Genomic DNA, 25,406 nt, shown 5'->3' on the forward strand with positions numbered 1-25,406 from the left:
GTTGGCGCGGCGCTGCGGGCGGCTTTTGCAGCGCCGATTCAAAAGGACTAACTTCAGGTGTGCGGGGCCGGAATCTGGAATGTGAGTTGTCGTGGCTGGCCGGCGCTCCGCGCAGGCGCGAGGCGGAAGCTTCAAGGGCCGCGGCCGGCGGCCGTAAACAGGTGAATCACGGGGGTTCGGCGGCGGATGGCTGCCCGGGCCGCCAGGAATTCCGCTGATCCAGTCGGAGACGATCGACTGGCAGTGGGGGCGAGGGAGACGGGGAGGCGCAAGCCTCCCCGTTTCCCTTTCGGCGACGGTTTTCGGCGCCCGCCCTCAAGCGCCCGGCGCCGCCGTCGATAAGACGGTGAGCCCGCTGCGCTCGCCCGTACGCGGGCCTCTCACGCGGGCGATGCCCCGGCAGGGCCGCGCCCGCCCAATTCCAGACAGGTTCGCCCCGATGCAGACTCCCCCCGTTCCGGCCGACGAGGCCGCCCGGCTGCGCACCCTTCACGCCATCGGCCTGCTCGACAGCCCGCCCGACCCCGCCTTCGACAACCTCGTCGAGCTGGTGCGCGCGGTGTTCGGCGTGTCGGCCGCGTTCATCTCGCTGGTGGATGCCGAGCGGCAGTGGTTCAAGGCCGTGGCGGGCGCGGACCTCCGCGAGACGCCGCGGGACGTGTCCTTCTGCGCCCACGCCATCTGCCAGGACGCGCCCCTGGTGGTGGGCGACGCGGCCGCCGACCCGCGCTTTCGCGACAACCCCCTGGTCTGCGGCGGGCCGCGCATCCGCTTCTACGCGGGGGTGCCGCTGCGGCCGCTGGATGGCCAGCCGGTGGGCACCCTGTGCATCGCCGATGTGCAGCCGCGCGCGTTCGGCGCCGCCGAGCGCGACACGCTGACCCGCTTCGCCCGGCAGGCAGAGGCGCTGATCCGCCACCACCGGGCCGGCCTGGAGGCCCGCCGCCAGCACGACGCTCTCGAACGGGCCGTCGCCCGCAAGCAGGCCCTGCTCAACCAGGCGGCGGTGGGGATCGTCCGGATCACCTCGCGGGGCATCGTCGAGCAGGTGAATCCCTTCGCCCAGCAGATCCTGGGCTATTCGGCCGACGAGCTGCTGGGGCGGAACGTGCGGGTCATCATGCCCGAGCGCTGGGCCGCCCATCACGACGGCTACCTCGCCAGCTACCTCAACGGCCGCCCGCCCAGCGTGATCGGCAGCGGCCGCGAGGTGCAGGCCCTGCACAAGTCGGGGCGGACGATTCCGGTGCATCTGGCGGTGAGCGAGGTGACGATTCCCGGCCAGGAGGAGGTGGAGTTCATCGGCATCCTCTCCGACCTGTCCGAACTCTACGGCGCCCGGGAGCGCGAGCAGGCCCAGCACCGCCTGCTCCAGGTGCTGCACCGGGGCATGACCGACTTTGCCGCCCTGATGTCCAGCGACCAGCTGTGGTCCTTCCTCCAGGACGCCCTGTGCGACCTGACCGGCAGCGACTACGCCCTGATCGGCGAGGTGGTGCCGGTGGAGGGCAAGCCCGGGCTGAAGATCCACGCCATCACCGACCTGTCGTGGAACGAGGACTCCCGCCGGCTGATGGAGCGCCTGCGTTCCGGCGACATGATGCTCACCAACCCGGATTCCATGCTCGGGCGGGTGTTCGCCGGCGGCGAGGTGGTGATGACCGGCGACCTCGGGTCCGAGACCCGCCGCACCGGCTTCCCCCACGGCCACCCGCCGCTGCACAACTACCTGGGGGTGCCGATCCACGACCAGGGGCAGGTGATCGGCATGTACGCCATCGCCAACTCCCGCCACAAGGTGGACGAAGAGTTGCTGGCCTGGCTGGAGCCCTTCACCGCCACCTGCGCGCTGCTCATCAACCTGTACCGGCGCATCAACGAGCAGGCCCGCTTCACCCGCGAGCTGGAGATCGCCCACGCCGAGCAGGCCCAGGCCAGCCGCGCCAAGACCGAGTTCCTGTCGTCCATGAGCCACGAGCTGCGCACGCCGATGAACTCGATCATCGGCTTCTCGCAGCTGCTCCTCAACAACCGCCGCCAGCCGCTGCCCGAGCGCCAGGCCGGGCAGGTGGAGCAGATCCTCAAGAGCGGCCAGCACCTGCTCACCCTCATCAACGACATCCTCGACCTGGCTCGCATCGAGGCCGGCCGGCTGGTGTTCTCCATCGAGCCGGTGGAGATCGCCGGGGCGATCGACGAGTCGGTGGCCTCGGTGAGCGCGCTGGCCGAGGCGCGGGGCGTCGCCATCCGCGTGCGCCCGTCGGCCGACGGGCGGCCCCGGGTGCTGGCCGACTTCACCCGCACCAAGCAGGTGCTCATCAACTTCCTGTCCAACGCCATCAAGTACAACCGCGACGGCGGCCGGGTCGAGCTGGGCTGGGCGCCGGTCGAAGGCGGCCGGCTGCGGGTGGAGGTGTGCGATACCGGCATCGGCATTCCGGCCGCGCGGATCGGCGAGCTGTTCCAGCCCTTCAACCGCATCGGCGCCGAGCACTCCGGGGTGGAAGGTGCCGGCGTCGGGCTGGCCCTCACCAAGCAGCTGGTCGAGAAGATGGACGGCCGGGTGGGGGTGAGCAGCACCCAGGGGGCGGGCAGCTGCTTCTGGTTCGAGCTGCCCCTCGCCGCCGGGGGCGACGCCCTGCCGGCCGCCGCGGGCGCGGTCGCCCCGCCGCCGGTGCCGGCCGACGTCCCCCGCCTGCAGGTGCTCTACGTGGAGGACAACCCGGCCAACCAGCGCCTCATGACCGACATCTTCGAGGACTTCGCCGCCGCCCGGCTCAGTTGCGCCCACGAGGCCGCGCTGGGCATCCAGCTGGCCCGCGCCGAGCGGCCGGCGCTGATCCTGATGGACATCAACCTGCCGGGCATGGATGGCTACGCCGCCCTGGCGGCCCTCAAGGCCGACCCCGTCACCCGCCCCATTCCGGTGGTGGCCCTGTCGGCCAACGCCATGCCGGCCGACATCGAGCGGGGGCTGGCCGCCGGGTTTGCCGACTACCTCACCAAACCGCTGGATTTCACCCGGCTCTACGCCGTGCTCGAACACCACCTGGGGAACCCGCCCGATGCTTGAAGACCACCTGGCCGACGCCCGCATCCTGGTCGTCGACGACACCCCGGCCAACGTCGAGCTGCTGCTGGACATCCTCGACGATGCCGGCTACCGCAACACCCTGGGGCTCACCGACCCCCGCGCGGTGGCGCCGGAGATCGCCCGCTGCCTGCCCGATCTGGTGCTGCTCGACATCCGCATGCCGCAGCTCTCCGGCTTCGACGTGCTGCGCCAGATCCGCTGGCAGCTGGGCGTGATGGCGCCGCCGGTGATCGTGCTCACCGCCCAGACCGACCGGGAAACCCGCTCCGAGTCGCTCGAACTGGGCGCCATCGACTTCCTCAACAAGCCCTTCGACCAGGGCGAGGTGCAGCAGCGCATCCACAACATCCTGGCGGCCCACTGCCAGTCCCGCGACCTGCGTGGCCAGACCGAACTGCTCCAGACCCTGGTGGATCGCCAGACCGCCGAGCTGCGCAGCATCGCCCTCACCGACAGCGCCACCGGCCTGCCCAACCGGCGGGCGGTGCTCGCCCGGGTCGGCGACCTGCTGGCCATCGGCCGGCGGGTGGCGGTGTTCTTCATCGTGGCCGACGAGGTGGAGGACATCGCCCGCCTGCAGGGCTACCCGGTGGCCGAGAAGCTGCTCCAGTCCCTGGGCGAGCTGGCCGCCGGCAGCCCGGTGGCCCGGGGCGGCATCGTCGGCTGCTGGGGCAGCAGCGAGCTGGTGCTCGTCCAGCCGTCGGACGACCCCGCCGCGCTGGAAAAGACCGCCCATCGCCTGCTGCGTCTGCTCGAGGGCGACCACCGGGTGGACGAGCTGCTCCTCGCCACGCCGATCCGCATCGGCATCGCCCACTCCGGCGACGCCATCGCCGGCGCCGAAGACCTGCTGCGCAAGGCCGCGGCGGCCATCCCCGGGCGGCTCGCAGGTGGGGTGGGGCGCTACGGCCCGGGGCTGGACGAAGCCCTGGCCCACCGCCGCCAGCTGCGTCGGGCGCTCAAGCAGGCCGTGCCCGGCGGCGAGCTGGCGCTGGTCTTCCAGCCCAAGGTCGAGCTTGTCAGCCGCCGCTTGGTGGGCGCCGAGGCGCTGCTGCGCTGGCATTCGGCCAGCGTCGGGGCGGTGCGGCCGGATCTGTTCATCCCCCTGGCCGAGGAGACCGGCGACATCCTCGCCATCGGCGACTGGGTGCTCGACGAGGGCATCCGCCACCTGCGCGGCTGGCACGCGGCCGGCCGGCTGGCCGACGACTTCGCCCTGGCCCTCAACGTGTCCAGCCGCCAGCTCCAGCACGACGGCTTCGTGGAGAGCGTGCTGCGGCGGGTGGCCGAGGCGGGCCTGCCGCCCGGCCGGATCAAGATCGAGGTGACCGAATCGGGCTTCATCCACGACCTGAAGGAGGCCCAGGCCCGCCTGGGGGCGCTGCGGGCGGCAGGCGTCGGCGTGTCCATCGACGACTTCGGCACCGGCTACTCCTCGCTCTCCTACCTCAAGTCGCTGCCGGTCTCCGAACTGAAGATCGACCGCAGCTTCGTGCGGGAGATCGGCCACGACGCCGACGACCAGAAGCTGGTAGAGACCATCGTCGTCATCGCCCACCTGTTCGGCTGCTCGGTGGTGGCCGAAGGCATCGAGACCGAGGCCCAGCTTGACGCCCTGCGCCGCCTGGGCTGCGACCAGGGGCAGGGCTACCTGTTCTCCCCGCCGGTCGATCTGGCAGCCTTCGACCGCCTGCTGTAGCCCTCCGCCAGACAGGGTTTCTGGAAAATTTTACAAAGACCCAATCTGGTGGCCGAATTTGAATCTTTTTGCTATTTTCTTCATGGGCTTATTGTTTTTGGCGTAAAGCTTGCTTGGCGAGTCTGGTTTTGTTGACTTACCGAGGAAGCTACTCATGAAAAGAAATTTTGCGATTCTGGCCGTCTCCCTGATGGCGATGGGCGCCGCCCAGGCCGATTCCCTGTCGGTCAATGGCTCGGTCACCGTGCCGGGTAACACCCAGGCCTTCGGCCCCACCGCCAACACCACCTACGTCAGCGACGGCGCCTTCATCTTCGACGGCGCGGGCAGCAGCGCCTCCGCGTCGGCCTGGGGTAACGACCACGGCACCTACCGCGCGTCCGCCTACGGCGACGGCACCTTCTCCAGCATGTCGCACTTTCACCGCACCCTCGAAGTGGTGAATAGCCTTGGCGGCGACGCGAGCTTCGCGCTCAACTTCTTCATCTACTACGGCGGCCTCTACATCGACAACTACGCCGGCGTGGCGGGCAGCGGTTCGGTGGGCTACGACCTCAAGCTCACCAGCGGCATGACCAGCCTCTACGCCAGCTCGGCCGTGCTCGATTCGAGCGGCGTCGTCTCGGCCACCAACCCCCTCAACAACGCCACCCTGTACGGCAGCGGCGGCTCCCTGTCGTTCTCCTGGGACGGCACCTACGTCACCCTCGACCTGGGCGTGCTGGCCGCCGGCGCGAGCAAGACCATCGACTTCGATCTGGTCTCCACCGCGATGGGCACCTTCGCCCTCGAGAGCTACGCCTGCGGCGAGTGGGGCTACGGCGAGCCGGTGGCGCTGGCTGCGGTGGTGGACGGCTACGGCGGCTACGGCGGCACCTGCTACCGCACCGCCTCCGTCGGCGGTGGCCTGGGCGATCCGGCCGATGCGAGCGGCACCCTCCCGCCGGGCGGCGCGAACTTCCAGATCACCGGCTCGCTGGTCAATCAGGTGCCGGACCCGGCCAGCCTGTCGCTGGTGGGCATCGGGCTCGCTGCGCTCGGTGTCGTCCGTCGCCGTCGGCGTTGATCCGCCGCAAGCGCTTCGGTTAGCCTGTGCGGGCCGCCTGTGGGCGGCCCGTTTCACTTCGACCGACCACCACCGATCATGGCCACGATTGCACTCATCTGGGAACTGGGTTCCGACTACGGCCACATCGGCCGCTTCCTGCCGATCGCCCTCGAGCTGAAGGCCCGCGGGCACCGTCCGGTGATGATCCTGCGCGACATCTCCCGGGCCGACGAGATGCTCGGCCGGCACGGGCTGGAATACCTGCAGGCCCCCTTGTGGCTGCCGCCGGTGCAGGGGCTGCCGGCGCCCATCAACTTTACCGAGTCGCTGTTCCTGTTCGGCTTCCTGCAGCCGGCGGGGCTGCTGTCGGTGCTGCGCGCCTGGCGCGCCCTGCTGGCCCTGCTCCAGCCCGGGCTGCTGATCTTCGACCACGCGCCCACGGCGCTGCTGGCCAGCCGCGGGCTGGGCCTGCCGCGCATCGTCACCGGCAACAGCTTTGCGGTGCCGCCGCGGCGCACCCCGCTGCCCCTTTACGAGTGGTGGAACCCCAAGGCCGGCGCGCCCCAGCGGGAGCGCGACTGCGAGGAGCGGCTGGTGCGCAACGCCAACCATGCGCTGGCCGCGCTGGGCGCCCCGCCGATCGGCTGCGTCGCCGATCTGTACGACGCGGAGGCGACGCTCATCACCGGCGCACCCGAGCTTGACGTGTATGGCCCGCGTGACGCGGCGTGCTACGTGGGCGCCATCAACGTGCTCGATCAGGGCGTCGAGCCCCGCTGGCCGGCGGGCCCCGAGCGGCGGGTGTTCGCCTACCTGAAGCCCCACTACGGCCAGTTCGAGGCCGCCGTGGCGGCGCTTGCCCGGCTGGACGCGAGCGTGCTGGTGTTCGCCCCCGGCCTGGCCCGCCAGACCATGCTCCGGTTGCAGACGGCAAACCTCGCCTTCAGTGCCGAGCCCCTGCGGATGCGCAGCGTGCGGGAGCAGGTGGAGATGGCCGTGTGCCACGCCGGCGGGATGGTGGACGTGATGCTCCAGGCCGGTCGGCCGGTGTTCCTGCTGCCCATGCAGATGGAGCAGACCATGACCTCCCGGCGGGTGGAGGCGACAGGCTGCGGGCTCTTCCACCCAGCCCAGCAGCCGCCCCGGGAGCTGGAGAAGGGTCTCAGGCGGGTGTTCGGCACGCCGGCCTTCGCCGCCGCCGCGGCGGCCTACGGCCAGCGCAACGCCGGCTTCACCCAGCCCTTCGCGATGGAGCGGATGATCGGCGGCTGCGAGGCCCTGCTGGCCGGCGCCTCCCGTCCGCAATAAAAAGCCCCGCACGGGGCGGGGCGGGTCGATGGGGCCGGCGAGGGCTTACTGCTCGCCGCCGCGCTTGCCTTGATGTTCGCGGGCGAGGCGCTGCTGCACGTCGTTGGGGGCCGGCTCGTAGTGGCTGAAGGCGATGCTGCAGCTACCGTCGCCGCCGCTGATCGACTTGAGGCGCGACTCGAAGCCTTCCATCTCGGCCATCGGCACCTGGCTGGTGATTTCCGTCCAGCCCGGCTGCGGGCTGTCGGTGCCGGTGACGCGGCCGCGGCGGCCCGAGAGTTCGGCGCTGATGCCGCCGAAGTGCTCGTCGGCCACCCGCACGGTGAGGGTGATGAGGGGCTCCAGCACCACCGGGCGGGCGCTGCTCACCGCTTCCTGCACCGCGTGGCGGGCGGCGGTGACGAAGGAGATTTCGTTGGAGTCGACCGCGTGGTGCTTGCCGTCGAACACCGTCACCTTCAGATCCTGCAGGGGGAAGCCGGCCATCACGCCTTCGGCGATGGCCTGATGCACGCCCTTCTCGACGGCCGGCATGAAGTTGTAGGGGATGGTGCCGCCCTTCACTTCGTCGGCGAACTGGATGCCCGCGCCGCGTTCGAGCGATTCGATGCGCAGGGCGACCTCGCCGAACTGGCCGGCGCCGCCGCTCTGCTTTTTGTGGCGGTAGCGGGCTTCGGCCGTGCCGGCGATGGTCTCGCGGTAGGGGATGGCCGGCGGGCGGGTGCCGAGGCTGAGGTTCCAGCGGGTCTTGAGGGCTTCGAGCACTGTTTTGAGGTGCACGTCGCCGAGGCCGCGGATCACGGTTTCCTTGGCCTGGACGTTGTGCTCGACCGACAGGCAGGGGTCTTCGTCGAGCAGGCGGTGGAGGGCTTCGGAGAGCTTCTGCTCGTCGCCGTGCTTCTCGGGCTGCAGCGCCAGGCCGAACACCGCCTGCGGGTAGCGCGGCGGCACGAGGTGGAAGTGGTCCTCGTCGTGGGAGTCGTGCAGCACGGCGTCGCGGTGGATGTCGTCCACCCGCGCCACGGCGCAGATGTCGCCGGGGATGCCCACGTCGATCTCGGTCTGGTTCTTGCCCTGGATGCGCAGCAGGTGGCCGACCTTGAAGGGCTTGCGGGCGTCGCCGATGAACAGCTGGGTGCTCGGAGTGACGGTGCCCTGGTGGATGCGGAACAGGCCGAGCTTGCCGCGGAAGGGGTCGTTGCTCACCTGGAAGACGTGGGCGATGACGTGCTTGTCGGCGTCGGTGGTGGCGGAGACGGATTCGGCGGCCGGGCCCTCGCCCTTCAGGAACTGGGGCGGGTTGCCTTCGGTCGGGTCGGGCAGCAGGCGGCCCATGATGTCGAGCAGTTCGGTGAGGCCGGCGCCGCTGCGGGCCGAGGTGAAGCACACCGGGATCAGGTGGCCTTCGCGCAGGGCGATCTCGAAGGGGTCGTGGAGCTGCTCGGGCTGGAGGGTTTCGCCCTGCTCGAGGTAGAGGGCCATCAGGTCTTCATCCACCTCGACCACCTGATCGACGATGTGGTCGTGGGCGGCGCGGACGCTGGAGAAGGCCGGCTGGGCGTCGTAGTCGGGCTTGAAGAAGCAGTCGATGACGCGGTTGCCGTCGGCGGTGGGCAGGTTGATCGGCAGGCATTCGCGGCCGAAGCTGGCGGTGATGCGTTCCATCAGGGCGGCGAAATCCACGCCCGGGGCGTCGATGCGGTTGACGACGATCATCCGGCATTTGCCGGCGGCGGCGTCCATCGCCTTGCGGGTGACGGTCTCGACGCCGGCGGCGGCGTTGATGACGACCACCGCGGTCTCGACGGCGGGCAGGGTGGCCAGGGCGCGGCCGAGGAAGTCGGGCAGGCCCGGTGTGTCAAGGATGTTGACCCAATGTTCGGCCCACTCCAGGTGGGCGAGGCTGCTGTTGAGGGAGTGGCCGAAGGCCTTTTCCTGGGGGTCGTAGTCGCTGACGGTGTCGCCCTTTTCGACGGACCCGGCGGCGCCGATGGCGCCCGCGGCGGCCAGCAGCTTTTCCAGCAGCGTGGTCTTGCCGCTGCCGGACTGGCCGAGGAGGCAGAGGTTACGGATGTCGCGGACCGAGGTGGGTGTCATGCTTGCTCCCTTTGCAGTTATTTTTGAAAGCCGAAACACGAGATTCCGGAAGTATCTGCCTGCAAGCCCCGTAGAACAACGATCCAGGTCAACAAAGCCGCGCTACCACTCCAGCCCGCGGCGCGGGGGCGGTCGATCCGGCGCGCCGCCCAGGCCGGGCAGGAAGGCGCGCAGGCTGTCGTCTTCGGTGCGGAAGGCGGCGTGGGGGGCGAGGTCGGCCCACAGGCCGGTGTGCTCCAGCACGTCGATCGCCTGCTTCTTGAGCCCGCAGCAGGCGAGGGTGCGCCCGTCGGCCAGCAGCTGGCGGCGCACCCGCCGCAGGGCCTCCACCCCGCTGGCGTCGATGGCGTTGATGCCGGCGCAGGCGAGCACCAGCACCGCCATCTGGGGCTGATCGCGGCAGGCGGCGAGCACGGCGTCTTCGAAGGTGGCGGCATTGACGAAGTGCAGCGGGCCGTCGAAGCGCAGGATGGCCAGCCGCGGATGGGGCGGCGGCAGGTTGAAGCGCGCCGCGTCGCGCCAGGTGCCGTCGGGGTGGCGGCCGAGCAGGGCGACCCGGGGCGTCATGCTGCGGTAGATGAGCAGCGCCAGGGACAGGAACAGCCCGGCCAGGATGCCGATCTCCACGTGGGGGGCGAAGGCCAGCGTCGCCACGAAGGCGACGGTGCCGGCCAGCCCGTCGTCCCGGCCGGCCTGCCAGGCTTCGCGCAGCGGGGCCACCGAGAACAGCCGGGCCAGGGTGACGAGGATCACCGCCGCCAGCACCGGCCGGGGGATGTGGGCGATGGGCTCGGGCACCAGCAGCAGGGCGCCCAGCACCACCAGCGCCCCCACCACCGAGGCCAGCCCGGTGCGGGCGCCGGCCGCCAGCAGGAAGGCCGAGCGGCCGAAGGAGCCGCTCACCGGGTAGGCCTGGCACACCGACGCGGTGAGCTTGGCGAGCCCCTGGCCGATCAGCTCCCGGTTGCCGTCCCAGCGCTGGCCGGTGCGCCCCGAGGCGAGCTTGCAGCTCGACATGGCCTCGATGAAGCTCACCAGCGCCAGCACCAGGGCCGCGGGCAGGAGATCGGTGATCTGGGCCCAGTCGGCCTTGGGCAGGGCGAAGGCGAGGGGCTGCCCGGGCAGGGGGCCGACCACCCGGCCGCCAGCGGCCTCGAAACCGCTGAGCCAGCCCACCGCGGACAGCCCGGCCACCACCGCCAGCACCCCCGGCCCGCCCACCTTGAGGCGCTGCAGCACCAGCAGCAGCGCCACCGCCAGCCCGCCCAGGGCCGCCGAGGGCAGGTGGGCGTCGGGCAGCGCCCGGGCGAGGTCGACAATGGCCTCGACGAAGGGCCGCTGGCCCGCCGAGGGCAGGCCCAGCACGGTGGGCAGCTGGGAGGCGATGATGAGCAGCGAGCAGGCGTTGATGAAGCCGTGGAGCACCGGGTGGGACAGCAGATCGGCAAAGTGGGCGAGGCGCAGCAGCCCGAAGGCGAGCTGCAGCAGCCCGGCCAGCAGCGCCAGCTGCACCGCCAGCAGCAGCCAGGTTTCGGAGCCGGGCAGGGCCAGGGGCGACAGGGCGGCGGCGGTGAGCAGGCTGGTGAGGGCCACCGGGCCGGTGTTGAGCTGGGCCGACGAGCCCCACAGGGCGCCGACGATGGAGGGCAGCAGCGAGGCGTAGAGCCCCACGTAGGCGGGCAGGCCGGCAAGCTGGGCGTAGGCCAGGGCCTGGGGGATCGTCACCAGGGCCACCGTGAAGCCGGCCAGCAGATCGGCGCGCAGGGTGCGGGCATCGAGCCGGTCGCGCCACCCGAGAAAGGGCAGCAGGCGGTAGAGTAACGGGGGCGGAGCGGGGGGCATCGGCGGGCGCTTGGGGGTGGGCGGATCGTCGGGAATTCAAAAGTTTAGCCTGAGGGCATGGCGCCGGTCACGCCGCTGCACGACGGGCCCCGCCCCGCGGTGCCTGCCTTGCTCAAGAAAGCCGGTTTCGGGGACGATAACGTCGCACACGGGCGCATCCCCGGTATTGTTTCACCGCTCCTCCCACAGGATTGATCCACGCCGTGACCCGCCTTCGATCCGCCCCCTCCCTGCCTGCCGCCGGTCGCCCGAAGGCGCGCGCAGGCCGCCTCGACGCAGGATGGCCGACCCGTGGGTAGCCGCATCCTCCGCGTCGTCCTGATCTACGCGGTGTTCGCATCGGGGTGGATCCTGTTTTCGGATCTGCTGGTGACGAGCCTGTTTTCCGATCCCGATTCGATCCACCGGGCCAGTACGGTCAAGGGCTGGGCCTTCGTGGCGGTCACCTCGCTGCTGTTGTGGGGGCTGCTCCGGCGGCTGACCCGCGGCGTGCCGGCGGCCGGCGCGTCGGCGGGGCCCGACCCTGCCCCCGGGCGCTGGCGCTCGCTGGTGCTGCCGGTGGCGCTGCTGGCCATCGGCGTGCTTGCCCTGGGCTACCTGAGCGCACGCTTTATCGTGCGGGAGCACCGGGCCGAGGCGTTCCGGCGCCTGGAGGCGATTGCCGACCTGAAGGTGGATCAGCTCGCCCTGTGGCTCGACGAGCGCCGGCGCGACGCCCTCGCCGTGGAGCGCAACCGGAGCCTGGGGCTGCTCTTCGAGCGCTGGCAGCGTGGCCAGGATGGCGCGGCCCGCGATTCGCTGCTGTCGGCGCTGGAGGCGATCCGCAGCGCCTACGGCTACGCCCAGGTGGCCCTGCTGGACGGGGACGGCAAGGTGCTGCTCAGTAGCGGCGATCTCGCCCTCGCCCCGGTCACCCGCAGCAGCGCGCAGCGGGTGGCGCTTCGGCTCGGGGCAGCGCCGGTGCGGCTCTACGGGCAGCCGGGGGCGGATGGGGCGACGCGGGTGCTGGCGGATTTCATCGTGCGCCTGCCGGTGCCGGGCGGTGCGCCGGTGGCGGTGGTGCTGCGGGCCGATCCGGCCAGCTTCCTTTTCGATAGCCTGAAGCGTTGGCCGGTGCCCAGCGCCTCCGCCGAGACGCTGCTGTTCCAGCAGGAGGAGGGCCAGCTCCGGCTGGCCTCGCCGGTGCGCCATGCCCCGGGGCTGGCTTTCGGCCGGTCGATGCCGGCGGCGGACGCGGACACCCTGTCGGCGCAGCTTGCCCGAGGCCCGGCGATGCTGGGCGTGCCCATCGAGGGGGGCGACTATCGGGGCGTGCCGGCGATCGGCATGGCGCGGGCGGTGCCCGGCACAGACTGGCTGCTGCTGGTCAAGATCGATGCCGACGAGGTGCGCGCGCCGACCAGCGGCTACGTGTGGTCGGTGGCCCTGGCGGCGGGCTTCGCGCTGCTGGCGGTCGGGGTGGCCGCGCTGCTCCTGTCCCAGCGCCGGGAGTTGCTCCTCACCCGGGAGCGGGCCGAGGTGCAGGGCCGCCAGTTGCAGGAGCTGCGCCTGCTCGACGCGATGGCCAACGGCTCGACCGATGCGATCTTCGCCAAGGACACGGCGGGCCGGTATCTCTTCGCCAACCGGGAGGTGGCGCGGGTCATGGGCACCACCCCGGCCGGGCTGGTGGGGCGGCTGGACGACGACTTCTTTCCGCCCGACGAGGCGGCCGGCATCCGCCGCCAGGACCGGGTGGTGATGGAGACCGACTCCGTGGCCATGTGGGAGGAGGCGCTCACCACCTGCGACGGCCCGGCGGTCTTCCAGACCACCAAGGGCCCGCTCCACGACGAGAACGGCACGGTGGTGGGGATGTTCGGGATCGCCCGCAACATCACCGAGCAGCGCCGCGACGAGGCGGCGCTGCGGGAGCGGGAGGAGATCTTCAGCGCCATCGTCAGCCAGGCGGCGGACGGCATCGTGCTGCTCGACACCGAGACCGGGCGCTTCGTGGAGTTCAACGACGCGGCCTGCCAGGGCCTGGGTTACTCGCGGGAGACCTTCGCCGGGCTCACCGCGGCGGACATCCAGGCCACCCTCACCCCGGCCGAGGTGGAGCGCCAGATCCGCTATCTGGTCCAGCAGAAGCGCTCGGTCAATATCGAGCAGCAGTACCGGTCGGCCGACGGCAGCGTGCGCGACATGGAACTCAGTTACCGGGCCGTCGAGATCCGCGGCCGGCAGTATCTGGCCGGCGTGTGGCGGGACTCCACCGACAAGCGGCGCGCCGCCGAGCAGCTGGTCAAGCTGTCGCTGGCGGTGGAGCAGAGCCCGGCCAGCGTCATCATCACCGACACCGCGGGCACCATCGAGTACGTCAATCAGGCCTTCGAGCGCACCAGCGGCTACACCGCCGCCGAGGCAGTGGGGCAGCGGGTGGGCTTCGTGAAATCCGGCCAGACCCCGCCCGAGACCTACGCCAGCCTGTGGGCCACCCTGCAGGCCGGGCAGCCCTGGGAGGGGGAGTTCATCAACCGGCGCAAGAACGGCGAGACCTGGGTGGAGTTTGCGCGGGTGTCGCCCATCGTCCAGGCCGGCGGCGGGGTGACCCACTACCTCAGCATCCAGCAGGACATCACCGAGCGCAAGCACGTGGAGGCGGAGCTGGCCCGCTACCGGGACCAGCTCGAGCAGCGGGTGGCCGAGCGCACCCGGCAGCTCGAGGAGACCAACGAGGTGCTCTCCCAGCGCTCCACCGAGCTGCAGGAGGCCAAGGAGCAGTCCGACGCGGCGAACCGGGCCAAGAGCGCCTTCCTCGCCAACATGAGCCACGAGATCCGCACCCCGATGAACGCCATCATCGGACTCACCCACCTGCTGCGCCGCAGCGTCGCCGACGAGGAGGCGCAGGTGCGCCTGCAGAAGGTGAGCGACGCCGCCGGCCACCTGCTCACCGTCATCAACGACATCCTCGACCTGTCCAAGATCGAGGCCGGCAAGCTGACCCTCGACGACGTGAACTTCCGGCTCGAGGACGTGCTGCGCAAGACCTGCGCCCTGGTGGCAGACCGGGCCCACCAGAAGGGGCTCGAGCTGGTGGTGGATGTGGCCGACGTGCCCGACCGCCTGCGCGGCGACGCCACCCATCTCGGGCAGATGCTCCTCAACTACCTGGGCAACGCGGTGAAGTTCACCGAGCAGGGGGTGATCCTGCTGCGCGCCCGGATCGAGGACGAAGACCCCGACTCGGTGCTGCTGCGCTTCGAGGTGATCGACACCGGCATCGGCATCGAGCCGGAGGTGTGCCAGCGCCTGTTCCGGCCCTTCGAGCAGGCCGACGGCTCCACCACCCGGCGCTTCGGCGGCACCGGGCTGGGCCTGGCCATCACCAGCCATCTGGCCCGCCTGATGGGCGGCGACGCGGGGGTGGATAGCGAGCCCGGCCGGGGCAGCAACTTCTGGCTCACGGTGCGCCTGGCCAAGGTCGCCAGCGACGCCTGGGGCGCCCGCCCGCTGCCGGCGCTGCACATCCTGGTGGTGGACGATCTGGCCGCCTCCCGTCAGGTGCTGGGCACCATGCTCACCACCCTGGGCATGCGGGGCGCCAGCAGCGAATCGGGCGCCGACGCCCTGGCCCGGGTGGACGAAGCCCGCGCCGTCGGCGACCCCTTCGATCTGGTGCTGGTGGACGACGACATGCCGGGCATGGGCGGGGGCGAGGTGGTGGCCCGGCTCGTCGCCCAGCCCGCCGCCCAGCCGGCGCCGCGCTGCCTCCTGCTCACCGTGGGCGACAGCCTGGGCCGGCGCGACGAGGCCCTGGCGGGCGGGGCGGCCGGCGTGCTGGCCAAGCCGGTCAGCCTGTCCGATCTCCACGACGCGATCCAGTCCATCTTCAACCACGAAGCCGCGCCCGCCGCGGCGGCACCCGAGCGCCTGCCCGGCGAGGCGATCCTCGCCCGGGATCACGCCGGGGCCCGGGTGCTGCTGGTGGAGGACAGCCCCATCAACCAGGAGGTCGCCCTGTCGCTGCTCGAAGGCGTCGGCCTGCAGGTGGAGGTGGCCGGCAACGGCGTGGAGGCGGTGGAGCGGGTGCTCCGCGGCGCCTACGACCTGGTCCTGATGGACATGCAGATGCCGGTGATGGACGGCGTCGAGGCCACCCGGGCGATCCGCCGCGCCGGCCAGCGCAGCGTGCCCATCGTGGCGATGACCGCCAATGCCTTCGGCGAGGATCGCCAGCGCTGCCTGGACGCCGGGATGAACGACCACCTCTCCAAGCCGGTGGACCCGGCCGCCCTCTACGCCAAGCTCATCCAGTGGCTGCCCCGGCCCCAGCCCGTGGCGGCGCCCCGGCCGGCCCCGCAGGTCGCCGCGCCGGAAGCCGGGGCCGCCGTGGAGGCCGCGCCACCCGCCGCGCCCGTGCCCGCGGCCGACATCCGCAGCCGTCTGGCGCAGGTGCCCGGCCTCGACGCGGCTTACGGGCTCAAGAACCTGCGCGGGCGGATTCCCAACTACCTGCGCCTGCTCCACAAATTTGCCGCCGGCCACGCCGACGATCCGGCGCGCCTCCGCGCGGCGCTGGCGGGGGGCGATCAGGTGGAGCTGCGGCGGCTCGCCCACTCCTTCAAGGGCGTGGCCGGGATGATCGGCGCCACGGGGGTCCAGCAGCTGGCCGCCGAGCTGGAGGCGGCGATCCGCGAGGGGCTGGACCGCGCCACCGTGACCGCCCGGCTCGATGCGGTGGCCGCCGCCCAGGCCGCGCTGGTGGCGGCCATCGCGGCCCTGCCGGCCGATGCGCCGGCCGACGCCGTGGCCGCCGACCCCGCCGCCGTGGCCCAGGCGGTGGCGCGCATCGACGCCCTGCTGGCCGACGGCAACGTGGCGGTGCAGCGCATCGCCCGGGACGTCGCCGGGCTGCTGGCGGCCCGCCTGGGGCCCGACCTGGAGCGCTTCATGGGCGCCGTCGAGCAGTATGACTTTGCCGCCGCCCGGGCCATCCTTGCCGCGCACACGCCCTGATTGACCGGGCCGGGCTTTCGGTGGATGCTGGCCAGCCCCGTTTTCGTCCGCCCCGCATCTCCCGATGACCCCGACCTCCGCCAACCCGTCGCCGGCGTCTTGCTGGCCCCTCATCCTCGCCGCCTCCGCGGTGCTGATGGTGACCGTCGGCGTGCGCCTGTCCCTCGGGCTCTACGTGTCGCCGATCAACACGGCCACCGGCATCGGCATCGCCGGCATCAGCTTTGCGATGGCCGTGTCGCAGTTCGTGTGGGGCGCCTCCCAGCCGGTGTTCGGCGCCCTGGCCGACCGCTACGGCCCGGCCGGGTCGCTGTTTGGCGGCGCCGTGCTGATGGCCTTGGGGCTGGCCCTCACGCCCTTCGCCCACAGCGAGTTCGCCCTCACCTTCACTGTCGGCCTGTTGGTGGCCGCCGGGGCCGGGGCGGGCAGCTTCTCGATCCTGCTGGGGGCGGTGGCCCAGCGCCTGCCGGCCGAGCGGCGAGCCTTCGCGTCGGGCTTCATCAACGCCGGGGGATCGTTCGGGCAGTTCGTCTTCGCGCCCCTGTCGCAGTTCTTGATCGGCGCCTTCGGCTGGGCCACGGCCCTGTTCAGCCTCGCCGCCATCACCCTGCTGACGATCCCGCTGTCGTGGCCGCTGCGCCACAAGGCCGAACACCCGGCGGGCGGCGCGGCGGTGAGCATGCGCCTCACCGAACAGCTTGGCATCGCCTTCCGCGACCGTAGCTACTGGTGCCTGCACGCGGGCTTCTTCACCTGCGGCTTCCACATCGCCTTCCTGGTCACCCACCTGCCCGGCGCGGTGGACCTGTGCGGCCTGCCGGCCAACGTGTCGGCCCTGTCGCTGGCGCTGATCGGGCTGGCCAACATCGTCGGCAGCCTGTCGGCCGGCGCGCTCGGGCAGCGTTACCGGATGAAGTGGCTGCTGGTGTGGATGTATGGCTCGCGGGCGGCGATGGTGGGCATCTACCTCGTCTCGCCGAAGACCGACCTGACCTTCTACGTCTTCGCCATCGGGCTGGGCCTCACCTGGCTCGCCACCGTGCCGCCCACCGCCGGGCTGGTGGGCAAGCTGTTCGGCTTGCGCTACCTGGGCACCCTGTTCGGGCTCACGTTGCTGTCGCACCAGATCGGCGCCTTCTTCGGCGCGTGGCTGGGCGGCATCGCGCTGGTGGAGTCCGGCAACTACGACTGGATGTGGTACGCCGACATGGTGCTGGCCAGCCTCGCCGCGCTGGTCAACCTGCCGATCCGCGAGGAGAAGCTCCAGCCCGCCGCCTGCGGCGTCCGCTGATCGGTCGGGCTAGCGCTTGAAGGGCAGGTGCTCGGTGAGTTCGTCCAGATAACCGTCGACGCCGTTGCGCTCCTGGGCCAGGAAGCGCCGCACCGCATCCCGAAAGCGCGGGTCGGCGATCCAGTGGGCGGACGCGGTGCGCACCGGCTCCAGCCCCCGCGACAGCTTGTGCTCGCCCTGGGCGCCACCCTCGAAGCGGGTGAGGCCCTGCCGGATCGCGTAGTCGATGGCCTGGTAGTAGCACGCCTCGAAGTGCAGGCAGGGGATGAACTCGGTCGCGCCCCAGTAGCGGCCGTAGAGCGCCTCGGCGTCCTGCAGGAAGAAGCTTGCCGCCACCGGCTGGCCGCCTCGCTCGGCGATCATCAGCACGCAGGCGTCGGGCCGGGCGCGGTGGAAACCCTCGAAGAAACCCAGTGTGAGATAGGGCGACGAGCGGTGCTCTGCGTAGGTGCGGCGGTAGCAGGCGTGGAAGAAGGCCCACTCGTCCGCGCCGATGGCCGCGCCCTGCAGCACCCGGAAGCTCACCCCCGCATCCGCCACCTTGCGCCGCTCCTGGCGGATCTTCTTGCGCTTGGGCTGGGCGAGGCGGGCGAGGAAATCGTCGAAATCCCGGTAGCCGGCGTTCTGCCAGTGAAACTGCACCCCGTGGCGGATCTCCAGCCCGGCCTCGGCCAGCCAGCCGGTTTCCTCTTCGGTGGGGAACAGCACGTGCAGCGACGACGCGCCGGAATCCTCCGCCTGGGCGATCACCTGCGCGATCAGCGCCCGCCGGCTCGCCGCATCCACCCCCAGCACCCGCCGGCCCGGCACCGGCGTGAAGGGCAGGGCCGCCAGCCACTTGGGGTAGTAATCCAGCCCGTGGCGCCGGTAGGCATCCGCCCACGCCCAGTCGAACACGTACTCGCCGTAGGAGTGATGCTTGAGGTACAGCGGCATCGCCGCCAGCAGCCGCTCGCCATCCCACAGCGCCGCGTGCTGCGGCACCCAGCCGGTGCCCGGCGCCACGCAGCCGCTGCTCTCCAGCGCCGCCAGAAAGGCGTGGGACAGGCAGGGCTGGCCGCCCGCGAGGGTGTCCCACGGGTCGGCGGGGATCTCGGCGATGGCAGGGTGGAGGCGGAAGTCGGGCATGGGCGTGGAAGCGGTTCGGTCAGCCCGGATGCTACACGTTGGCGGTATAGTGTCGCCCCATGAAAACCCCACTCTGCGTCGCGATTGCCCAGATCAATTCGGTCGTGGGCGACATCTCCGGCAATGCGCGCCGGATCCTGGAAGCGGTGACCCGGGCCAAGGCCGCGGGCGCCGACGTGGTCCTCACCCCTGAACTCGCCCTGTGCGGCTACCCGGCCGAGGATCTGCTCCTGCGCCCGGCCTTCATCGACACCTGCGCCGACGAGCTGGCGGCCCTCGCCGCCCAGGTGCAGGGCATCACCGCGCTGGTGGGTTATCCCGCGCTGTTTGGCGGCGAACGCTACAACGCCGCGGCGGTGATCCGCGACGGGCGCATCACCCACACCTACTTCAAGCACCGCCTGCCCAACTACGAGGTGTTCGACGAGGAGCGCTACTTCGAGCCCGGCGTGGAAGCCTGCGTGTTCGAGCTGAAGGGCGTGAAGATCGGCGTGAACATCTGCGCCGACGTGTGGGAAGCCGGCGCCGCCGACGGTGCCCGTGAGGCCGGCGCCGAGCTGCTGCTGGTGCTCAACGCCTCGCCCTTCCACATGAACAAGCAGCAGCTGCGCTACGACGTGCTGCGCGAGCGCATCGCCGACACCGGGCTCCCGGTGGCCTACTGCAACCTGGTGGGCGGGCAGGACGAACTGGTCTTCGACGGCGGCTCCTTCGCCCTCGACGAGGACGGCACGCTGGCCTGGCAGGGCGAGATGTTCGCCGAGGCGCTGTCGCTGCTGCACTTTGCCGATGGCCGCTGGCAGGAGCGCAAGGTGCCGGAAGCCCGCCCCGTCGAGGCCGACGTGTATCAGGCCCTGGTGCTGGGCGTGCGCGACTATCTGGGCAAGAACGGCTTCCCCGGGGCGCTGATCGGCCTCTCGGGCGGCGTGGATTCGGCGCTGACGCTGGCCATCGCCGTCGACGCCCTGGGCGCCGACAAGGTGCGCGCGGTGATGATGCCCTCGCCCTACACCGCCCAGATGAGCCTGGACGACTCCCGCGAGATGGTGCGCCGCATCGGCGTGCGCTACGACGAGATCGCCATCGAACCGGCCATGAACACCTTCGCCGCGATGCTGGCGCCCCAGTTCGCCGGCCTGCCCGAGGACACCACCGAGGAGAACCTCCAGTCGCGTATCCGCGGGATGATCCTGATGGCGCTCTCCAACAAGACCGGCGCCATCGTGCTCACCACCGGCAACAAGAGCGAGATGGCCACCGGCTACGCCACGCTCTACGGCGACATGGCCGGCGGTTTTGCGGTCATCAAGGACATCTACAAGACCTTCGTCTACCGCCTGTGCGCCTGGCGCAACGCCCAGCCCGGCGGCCCGGTGATCCCCGACAACATCCTCACCCGTCCGCCTTCGGCCGAACTCAAACCCGACCAGTGCGACCAGGATTCCCTGCCGCCCTACGAGGTGCTCGACGCCATCATCGCCGCCTACATGGAAGACGACCGCTCGCCCCGCGAGATCGTCGCCCAGGGCTACCCCGAGGTGGACGTGTACCGCGCCGTGGCGATGCTGCGCCGCAACGAGTACAAGCGCCGCCAGTCGCCGCCGGGGGTGCGCGTCACCCAGCGCGGCTTCGGCAAGGACTGGCGTTACCCGATCACCTCCCGCTACCGCGACGCCTGACCCGGCTGTCCGCACCCCGACGGTTTGGCCCGGCACGCCCCGGGCCGGCCTTTCCGGCTAGAATGCCGCATCGTTTCCTGGAGACCGCCAATGAAGAAGATCGAAGCCGTCATCAAGCCCTTCAAGCTCGACGAAGTCCGCGAGGCCCTGTCCGAAGTCGGCATCACCGGCCTTACCGTCACCGAAGTGAAGGGTTTCGGCCGGCAGAAGGGCCACACCGAGCTTTACCGCGGCGCCGAGTACGTCGTGGATTTCCTGCCCAAGATCAAGATCGAGGTGGTGGTTGCCGGCGACGTGGTCGAGCAGGCCGTGGACGCCATCATCAAGGCCGCCCGCACCGGCAAGATCGGCGACGGCAAGATCTTCGTGATGCCGGTCGAGCAGGTCGTCCGCATCCGCACCGGCGAGACCAACGAATCGGCGATCTGATCCGCACACAGATCAGCCCAAGGTAGAAGGCCCGGTCATGCACCGGGCCTTCTGCTTTCCGGCGGGCCGGTGGCGATGGGGCTTTTGATAGAATCGCGGCTTTCGTCTTCACTCGGAATTCCGCCATGGCTTCTACCGTCCGCACCCGCTTCGCCCCCAGCCCTACCGGCTACCTGCACATCGGGGGGGCGCGCACGGCGCTGTTCTCGTGGGCCTACGCCCGTCGCCACGGCGGCACCTTCGTCCTGCGCATCGAGGATACCGACGTGGCCCGCTCCACGCCCGAGGCCGTCCAGGCCATCCTCGACGGCATGAGCTGGCTCGACCTGAACTGGGACGAAGGCCCGTTCTACCAGATGCAGCGGATGGACCGTTACAAGGAAGTCATCCAGCAGATGCTCGCCGTCGGCACCGCCTACCCCTGCTACATGCCGCCGGAAGAGCTGGACGCCCTGCGCGAGGCCCAGCGCGCCCGCGGCGAGAAGCCCCGCTACGACGGCCGCTGGCGCCCCGAGCCGGGCAAGGTGCTGCCCGAGCCGCCCGCCGGCGTGCAACCGGTGATCCGCTTCAAGAACCCCACCGATGGCGTGGTGGCCTGGGACGATCTGGTGAAGGGCCGCATCGAGATCGCCAACGCCGAGATGGACGACCTCATCATCGCCCGCGCCGACGGCACGCCCACCTACAACTTCTGCGTGGTGGTGGACGACTGGGATATGGGCATCACCCAGGTCATCCGCGGCGACGACCACGTGAACAACACCCCGCGCCAGATCAACATCCTCCAGGCCCTGGGCGCCACCGTGCCCCAGTACGCCCACCTCTCGATGATCCTCGGCGACGACGGCCAGAAGCTCTCCAAGCGCCACGGCGCGGTGAGCGTCACCCAGTACGACGACGACGGCTACCTGCCCGAGGCCGTCATCAACTACCTGGCCCGCCTGGGCTGGAGCCACGGCGACGACGAGATCTTCTCCCGCGAGCAGTTGGTGGAATGGTTCGACCTGGACCACATCACCCCGTCGGCCGCCCAGTTCAATACCGAAAAGCTCAAGTGGCTCAACGCCCACTACATCAAGCAGGCCGACAACGCCCGGCTGGCCGCCGACGTGTCGCGCCGGCTCGCCCTGCGCGGCGTCGACCCCGAGGCCGGCCCGGCCCTGGAGGCGCTGATCGCCCTGTACAAGGATCGGGTGTCCACCCTCGTCGAGCTGGCCGACGCTGCCGAGCCCTTCTACATCGACCTGCACCCGGCGCCCGAACTCATCGCCCAGCACCTCACCGACGCCGCCCGCACTGCGCTCGCCACCCTGCGCGGCAAGCTGGCCGACGTGGCCTGGGAGAAGGCGCTGCTGAGCGGCGCGATCAAGGAAACCTGCACCGCCCACGGCATGAAGATGCCCCAGGTGGCGATTCCCCTGCGCGTTGCGCTGCTGGGCCAGCCCCAGACGCCGTCCATCGACGCCGTGCTAGAGACCATGGGGCGCGAGCTGGTGCTGGCGCGGCTGGATCGGGTGCTGTAAGTCCGGCCATCGGCAGGCTTTCGAACAACAAAAAGCGCGGCCCGTGGGTCGCGCTTTTTGTTTGGAGCGGCTGGCTTGCCAGCCGGCCGGCTGGATCAGAAGTCGGCGCTGCGGCGGGGTTGTTCGGCGCCGGCGACGATCTGGCCGTTGCGGACCCGCACCGGGTCGCCCACGCGCCAGACTGGCGCGCTCTGCTGCTCGATCACCCGGCGAGTGCCGTCTTCGAGCTTCACGGTGATCTGGTAGTGGCTGACGGTGCGGTAGCGGCGTTCGGCCTCGTTGCCGGCAAAACCGCCCAGCACGGCGCCACCGATGCGGGCGATCTGCTTGCCGGAGCCTTCGCCGACCTGATGGCCCAGCACCCCGCCCAGGATGGCGCCGCCGATCGCGCCAAGGCCTGAGCCTTCGCCCTTCTGCTGGATCGCCTCGATGTTCTCGATCACGCCGCAGTCGCGGCAGATGGAGGGCGGGGCGGGGGGCGCATCCGCCACCCGACGGCTGGCGTGTTCGCCCGGGGGCGGTGCGTCGCGGGGCGCAGGCACTGCGTCGTCAGGCGGCGGGTTACCGGCAGCCGCCTGGGCCGGTCTGGGATGGGGCTTGGGTTTCGGAGGCGCCGTCTTGGCCGGGGCCGGGGCGCTGTGCTCGGCCTTCGCCTCGGCCGCGGGCGCGGGCGCCGGAGTGGGCTCAGCGGCTGCGATGGGCGGGGGCGCCTCAATCGATTTGATGGGCGTCGGGGGGGCGACCGCCACGCTCTCGGGTGCGGGAGACTTGCTGAAGTCAGGCAGGACGCCCGCCAGCTTGGCGACGCCGGCCAGGCTGACGGCGGTGACGGATGCGGCAGCCACCCACAACATCGGGTGCAGGCCGGGTTTGTTCGGGGTCGTGCTCATGGTGGGTTCTCCGTTCGAGTTGACAGCTTAACGCTGCAACCCGGGTATGGCGCGCCGTGGCAAAGGCCGCTTACAAAATCATCCGGTATGACGTGCGGGCCTAGTCTTCGCTGCCGGCGCCGGGGCGCGGCGGCTTGAGTAGGTAGCGGGCCGGGTCGAGTGCGTCGACGAGATCCCGCTCAAGGGGCAGCGGATCGCCATTGATCTGGCTGGCCAGCAGCTCGCCGACCAGGCTTGCCCACACCAGCCCGCGGGCGCCAAAGCCTGTCGCGGCAAACAGCCCGGGCTGGCGGGGGATGTCGGCCAGTGGCGTGGTCCGTTCGGCGTTTGCCACCGCCGGCACCGCGCCGACCATCGGCAGGCGATCCGGTGAGGCAGGACGGAAGCCCACCCGGCCGTCGAGGCTGGCCGGATCGAAGGGGGCTGAGAAGCCGGGCAGGATGAAGTCCAGCTTGGTGAGGTTCTCGCGGTGCTCGGCCTCACGCAGTTCAGTGCCATCGTCGTCGGCGATGAAGGTGGCGCCGGCGCAGCGGACGCCGTCCACCTCGGGACTCACGTAGCCCAGTCGGCACACCACGACCTCCGGCGCACTGTCGGGCGTGGCGGGCAGATGCGACACCTGGCCGCGGGCCGGCCGCACGGGCAGGCTGGCGGCTTCGGGGATGGCGCGGATGCCGACGCCGTTGGCGAGCACCATCACCGCAGCCCGGGCAATCTCGGCGCCGGATTCGTCGAAGGTGAGCCAGTCGTCGCCGCGCCTTTCGAGCCGGGCCAGACGGCGGCCGAACACAGTGGTGATGCGGTCGCCGCCCGCCGCCAGATTGGCCGCGCAAAGGGTTGGCGGCTGGATCCACCCGCCCTGCGGAAACCACCAACCCCCCTGCGCCACCGGCCAATTGGCGAGGCGTGAGGCCTCGTCCCGATCGGCGAAGCGCAGGTAGTCGGTGGGGTACTGGTGGGTGTCGACGACGGCCTGCATCTTGGCGGCCTGCTTGTCGTCGCGGGCCAGATGGAGCACGCCGGTGGGCGCCCAGCGCACCGGGTGGCCAGCTTCGGCGAGGCGGGCGAGGTGATGCCGGCCGTACAGGAAGCCGGCCCGGGTGATGCGGGCGAGGCGGTTGTCGTCGAGGCTGGGCAGGGGGCGGAACACGCCGGCCCGGTTGCCCGAGGCGCCCTGTCCGGGACCGTCGGCTTCGTCGATCACGGTGACCTGCCATCCGCGGGCGGCGAGGCGTTCGGCCACCGATGTTCCGGCGACTCCGGCGCCGATCACCAGCGCCCGGCGGGGTTGGTCCGGGTTGGCAACTGGGGCATCCGCACGGTGGCCGGTGAGCATCTCGCGCTTGCCGCCAAAGCCAGGGCGCCGCTCCAGCGTGAAGCCGGCCGTCTCAAGACCTCGGCGGACATTGCCGCTGACCGACCAGGTTGCCAGCGTGGCCCCTGATGCGGCAAGGCGGGCGAGTTGGGCGAACACGGCCGGCGACCACAGGTCTGGATTGCGCACGGGGGAGAAGCCGTCGAGAAAGAAGGCGTCGGCTGCCGCGTGCACCTGCGGCAGGGCATCGACGGCATCGCCAAAAATGAGCGTCAGCACGACCCGTCCGTCGTCCAGATGGAGCCGGTGGATGCCCGGCGTGAGCGCCGGCCAGTGGCGGCGCAGTTCGCCGGACAGCGGGGCGAGCTCAGGCCAGGGAGCGTGCAGGCGTGCCAGGTCGTCGGCGCAGAAGGGGTGTTTTTCAACCGAGACGAAATGGAGCTGCGCGCAGCGCGCCGGATCGCTGCGCCAGGCGTCCCAGGTAGCGAGGAAGTTCAGGCCAAGGCCAAAGCCCGTTTCAATGATGGTGAAGTGCTCGCGCCCGATCCAGCGCGACGGAAGCCTGTTGCCATCCAGGAAGACCTGCCGCGCCTGTCCGAGTCCGCCCGAGGTGGTGTGATAGACGTCGTCATACGCGTGGGAGTAGGGGGTGTTTTCCGCTCTGAACTCGAGAGTGGCGGGAACGATGGAGGGCGGCATAGGGCGAGATAGCTAGGCTGGGGCGCCGGCAGATGAACGGATGATGCGCTTTGAGATGCTCCTACGCAGCGATTCGTGCGATAGTTCGCATTTTATTGCATGTTGAGGTAAGAGCGCTCGCTGCATTTCGTGGACGTCATCTAGCGATCCGTGGTACTGATTCTAGGCCGAAGCGCTGGCGGTCGAGGTAAAATCCTTCGCTTATTCAATCTGAGCGCGAGGCGGGCTGCGGCCCGAAAAGCTCGCGGCCGCCCAAATGGCATCGTGTCTTGTGGTTAACTCAACTTCGCTGGTTGCTGTGTTGTTCAGATTCGAAAACTGCGATGCAGTAATAAATTCGATTTAGGATGCGTCGCTAATGGA

14 protein-coding genes are annotated in these 25,406 nt (G+C 70.7%); 9 read left to right on the forward strand and 5 right to left on the reverse strand.

The genetic code is table 11. The annotated features are described in order from the left end of the window. The first annotated feature begins 439 nt into the window (after positions 1–439). The 4 genes from ACE3N6_RS02725 to ACE3N6_RS02740 all read left to right on the forward strand — a co-directional run bounded on the left by ACE3N6_RS02725 (position 440) and on the right by ACE3N6_RS02740 (position 7,149). Entirely contained in the window at positions 440–3,073 is a 2,634-nt protein-coding gene (locus ACE3N6_RS02725) for a GAF domain-containing protein (RefSeq protein ID WP_374243632.1), read from the forward strand. Continuing rightward, entirely contained in the window at positions 3,066–4,793 is a 1,728-nt protein-coding gene (locus ACE3N6_RS02730) for a putative bifunctional diguanylate cyclase/phosphodiesterase (protein WP_374243633.1), read from the forward strand. The genes ACE3N6_RS02725 and ACE3N6_RS02730 overlap by 8 nt, the downstream gene beginning before the upstream one ends. A 154-nt stretch (positions 4,794–4,947) precedes the next feature. Further along, on the forward strand, positions 4,948–5,859 hold the full coding sequence (locus tag ACE3N6_RS02735; protein WP_374243634.1) for a PEP-CTERM sorting domain-containing protein: 912 nt from the start codon (positions 4,948–4,950) through the stop codon (positions 5,857–5,859). A 78-nt stretch (positions 5,860–5,937) separates the two neighbouring features. Beyond that, entirely contained in the window at positions 5,938–7,149 is a 1,212-nt protein-coding gene (locus tag ACE3N6_RS02740; RefSeq protein ID WP_374243635.1) for a glycosyltransferase, read from the forward strand. A 45-nt stretch (positions 7,150–7,194) separates the two neighbouring features. On the opposite strand, the gene fusA is transcribed toward ACE3N6_RS02740, so the two are convergent. Both fusA and ACE3N6_RS02750 read right to left on the reverse strand, forming a co-directional pair. After that, entirely contained in the window at positions 7,195–9,246 is a 2,052-nt protein-coding gene (gene fusA, locus ACE3N6_RS02745) for an elongation factor G (protein WP_374243636.1), read from the reverse strand. A gap of 102 nt (positions 9,247–9,348) precedes the next feature. Then, a complete protein-coding gene (locus tag ACE3N6_RS02750; RefSeq protein WP_374243637.1) occupies positions 9,349–11,088 on the reverse strand; it encodes a SulP family inorganic anion transporter in 1,740 nt (579 codons plus the stop codon). 291 nt (positions 11,089–11,379) lie between these two features. Here ACE3N6_RS02750 and ACE3N6_RS02755 point away from each other — a divergent pair, with 291 nt between their 5' ends. Both ACE3N6_RS02755 and ACE3N6_RS02760 read left to right on the forward strand, forming a co-directional pair. Further along, positions 11,380–16,089, forward strand: coding sequence for a PAS domain S-box protein (locus tag ACE3N6_RS02755; protein WP_374243638.1), 4,710 nt, complete (start codon positions 11,380–11,382; stop codon positions 16,087–16,089). Between the two features lie 64 nt (positions 16,090–16,153). Further along, positions 16,154–17,380, forward strand: coding sequence for an MFS transporter (locus ACE3N6_RS02760; protein ID WP_374243639.1), 1,227 nt, complete (start codon positions 16,154–16,156; stop codon positions 17,378–17,380). A gap of 9 nt (positions 17,381–17,389) precedes the next feature. Here ACE3N6_RS02760 and ACE3N6_RS02765 read toward each other — a convergent pair whose 3' ends face one another. Then, a complete protein-coding gene (locus ACE3N6_RS02765; protein ID WP_374243640.1) occupies positions 17,390–18,508 on the reverse strand; it encodes a GNAT family N-acetyltransferase in 1,119 nt (372 codons plus the stop codon). 59 nt (positions 18,509–18,567) lie between these two features. On the opposite strand from ACE3N6_RS02765, the gene ACE3N6_RS02770 reads away from it, so the two are divergent. The 3 genes from ACE3N6_RS02770 to gltX all read left to right on the forward strand — a co-directional run bounded on the left by ACE3N6_RS02770 (position 18,568) and on the right by gltX (position 22,139). Next, positions 18,568–20,187 carry an NAD+ synthase gene (locus ACE3N6_RS02770; RefSeq protein WP_374243641.1) on the forward strand — a complete coding sequence of 540 codons (1,620 nt, stop codon included), beginning with the start codon at positions 18,568–18,570 and terminating at the stop codon, positions 20,185–20,187. A 90-nt stretch (positions 20,188–20,277) separates the two neighbouring features. After that, the gene (locus ACE3N6_RS02775) at positions 20,278–20,616 is read left to right on the forward strand and encodes a P-II family nitrogen regulator (RefSeq protein ID WP_284187328.1); all 339 of its coding nucleotides are present in this window, start codon (positions 20,278–20,280) and stop codon (positions 20,614–20,616) included. A 125-nt stretch (positions 20,617–20,741) separates the two neighbouring features. Continuing rightward, positions 20,742–22,139 carry a glutamate--tRNA ligase gene (gene gltX / locus ACE3N6_RS02780; protein ID WP_374243642.1) on the forward strand — a complete coding sequence of 466 codons (1,398 nt, stop codon included), beginning with the start codon at positions 20,742–20,744 and terminating at the stop codon, positions 22,137–22,139. A gap of 95 nt (positions 22,140–22,234) precedes the next feature. Here gltX and ACE3N6_RS02785 read toward each other — a convergent pair whose 3' ends face one another. Next, a complete protein-coding gene (locus ACE3N6_RS02785; protein WP_374243643.1) occupies positions 22,235–23,029 on the reverse strand; it encodes a glycine zipper 2TM domain-containing protein in 795 nt (264 codons plus the stop codon). Between the two features lie 100 nt (positions 23,030–23,129). Next, positions 23,130–25,043: a bifunctional tRNA (5-methylaminomethyl-2-thiouridine)(34)-methyltransferase MnmD/FAD-dependent 5-carboxymethylaminomethyl-2-thiouridine(34) oxidoreductase MnmC gene (mnmC, locus tag ACE3N6_RS02790; protein WP_374243644.1), complete on the reverse strand. Its 1,914-nt coding sequence runs from the start codon at positions 25,041–25,043 to the stop codon at positions 23,130–23,132. Positions 25,044–25,406 lie beyond the last annotated feature (363 nt).

Source organism: Zoogloea sp. (assembly GCF_041904905.1).
GTDB lineage: Bacteria > Pseudomonadota > Gammaproteobacteria > Burkholderiales > Rhodocyclaceae > Zoogloea.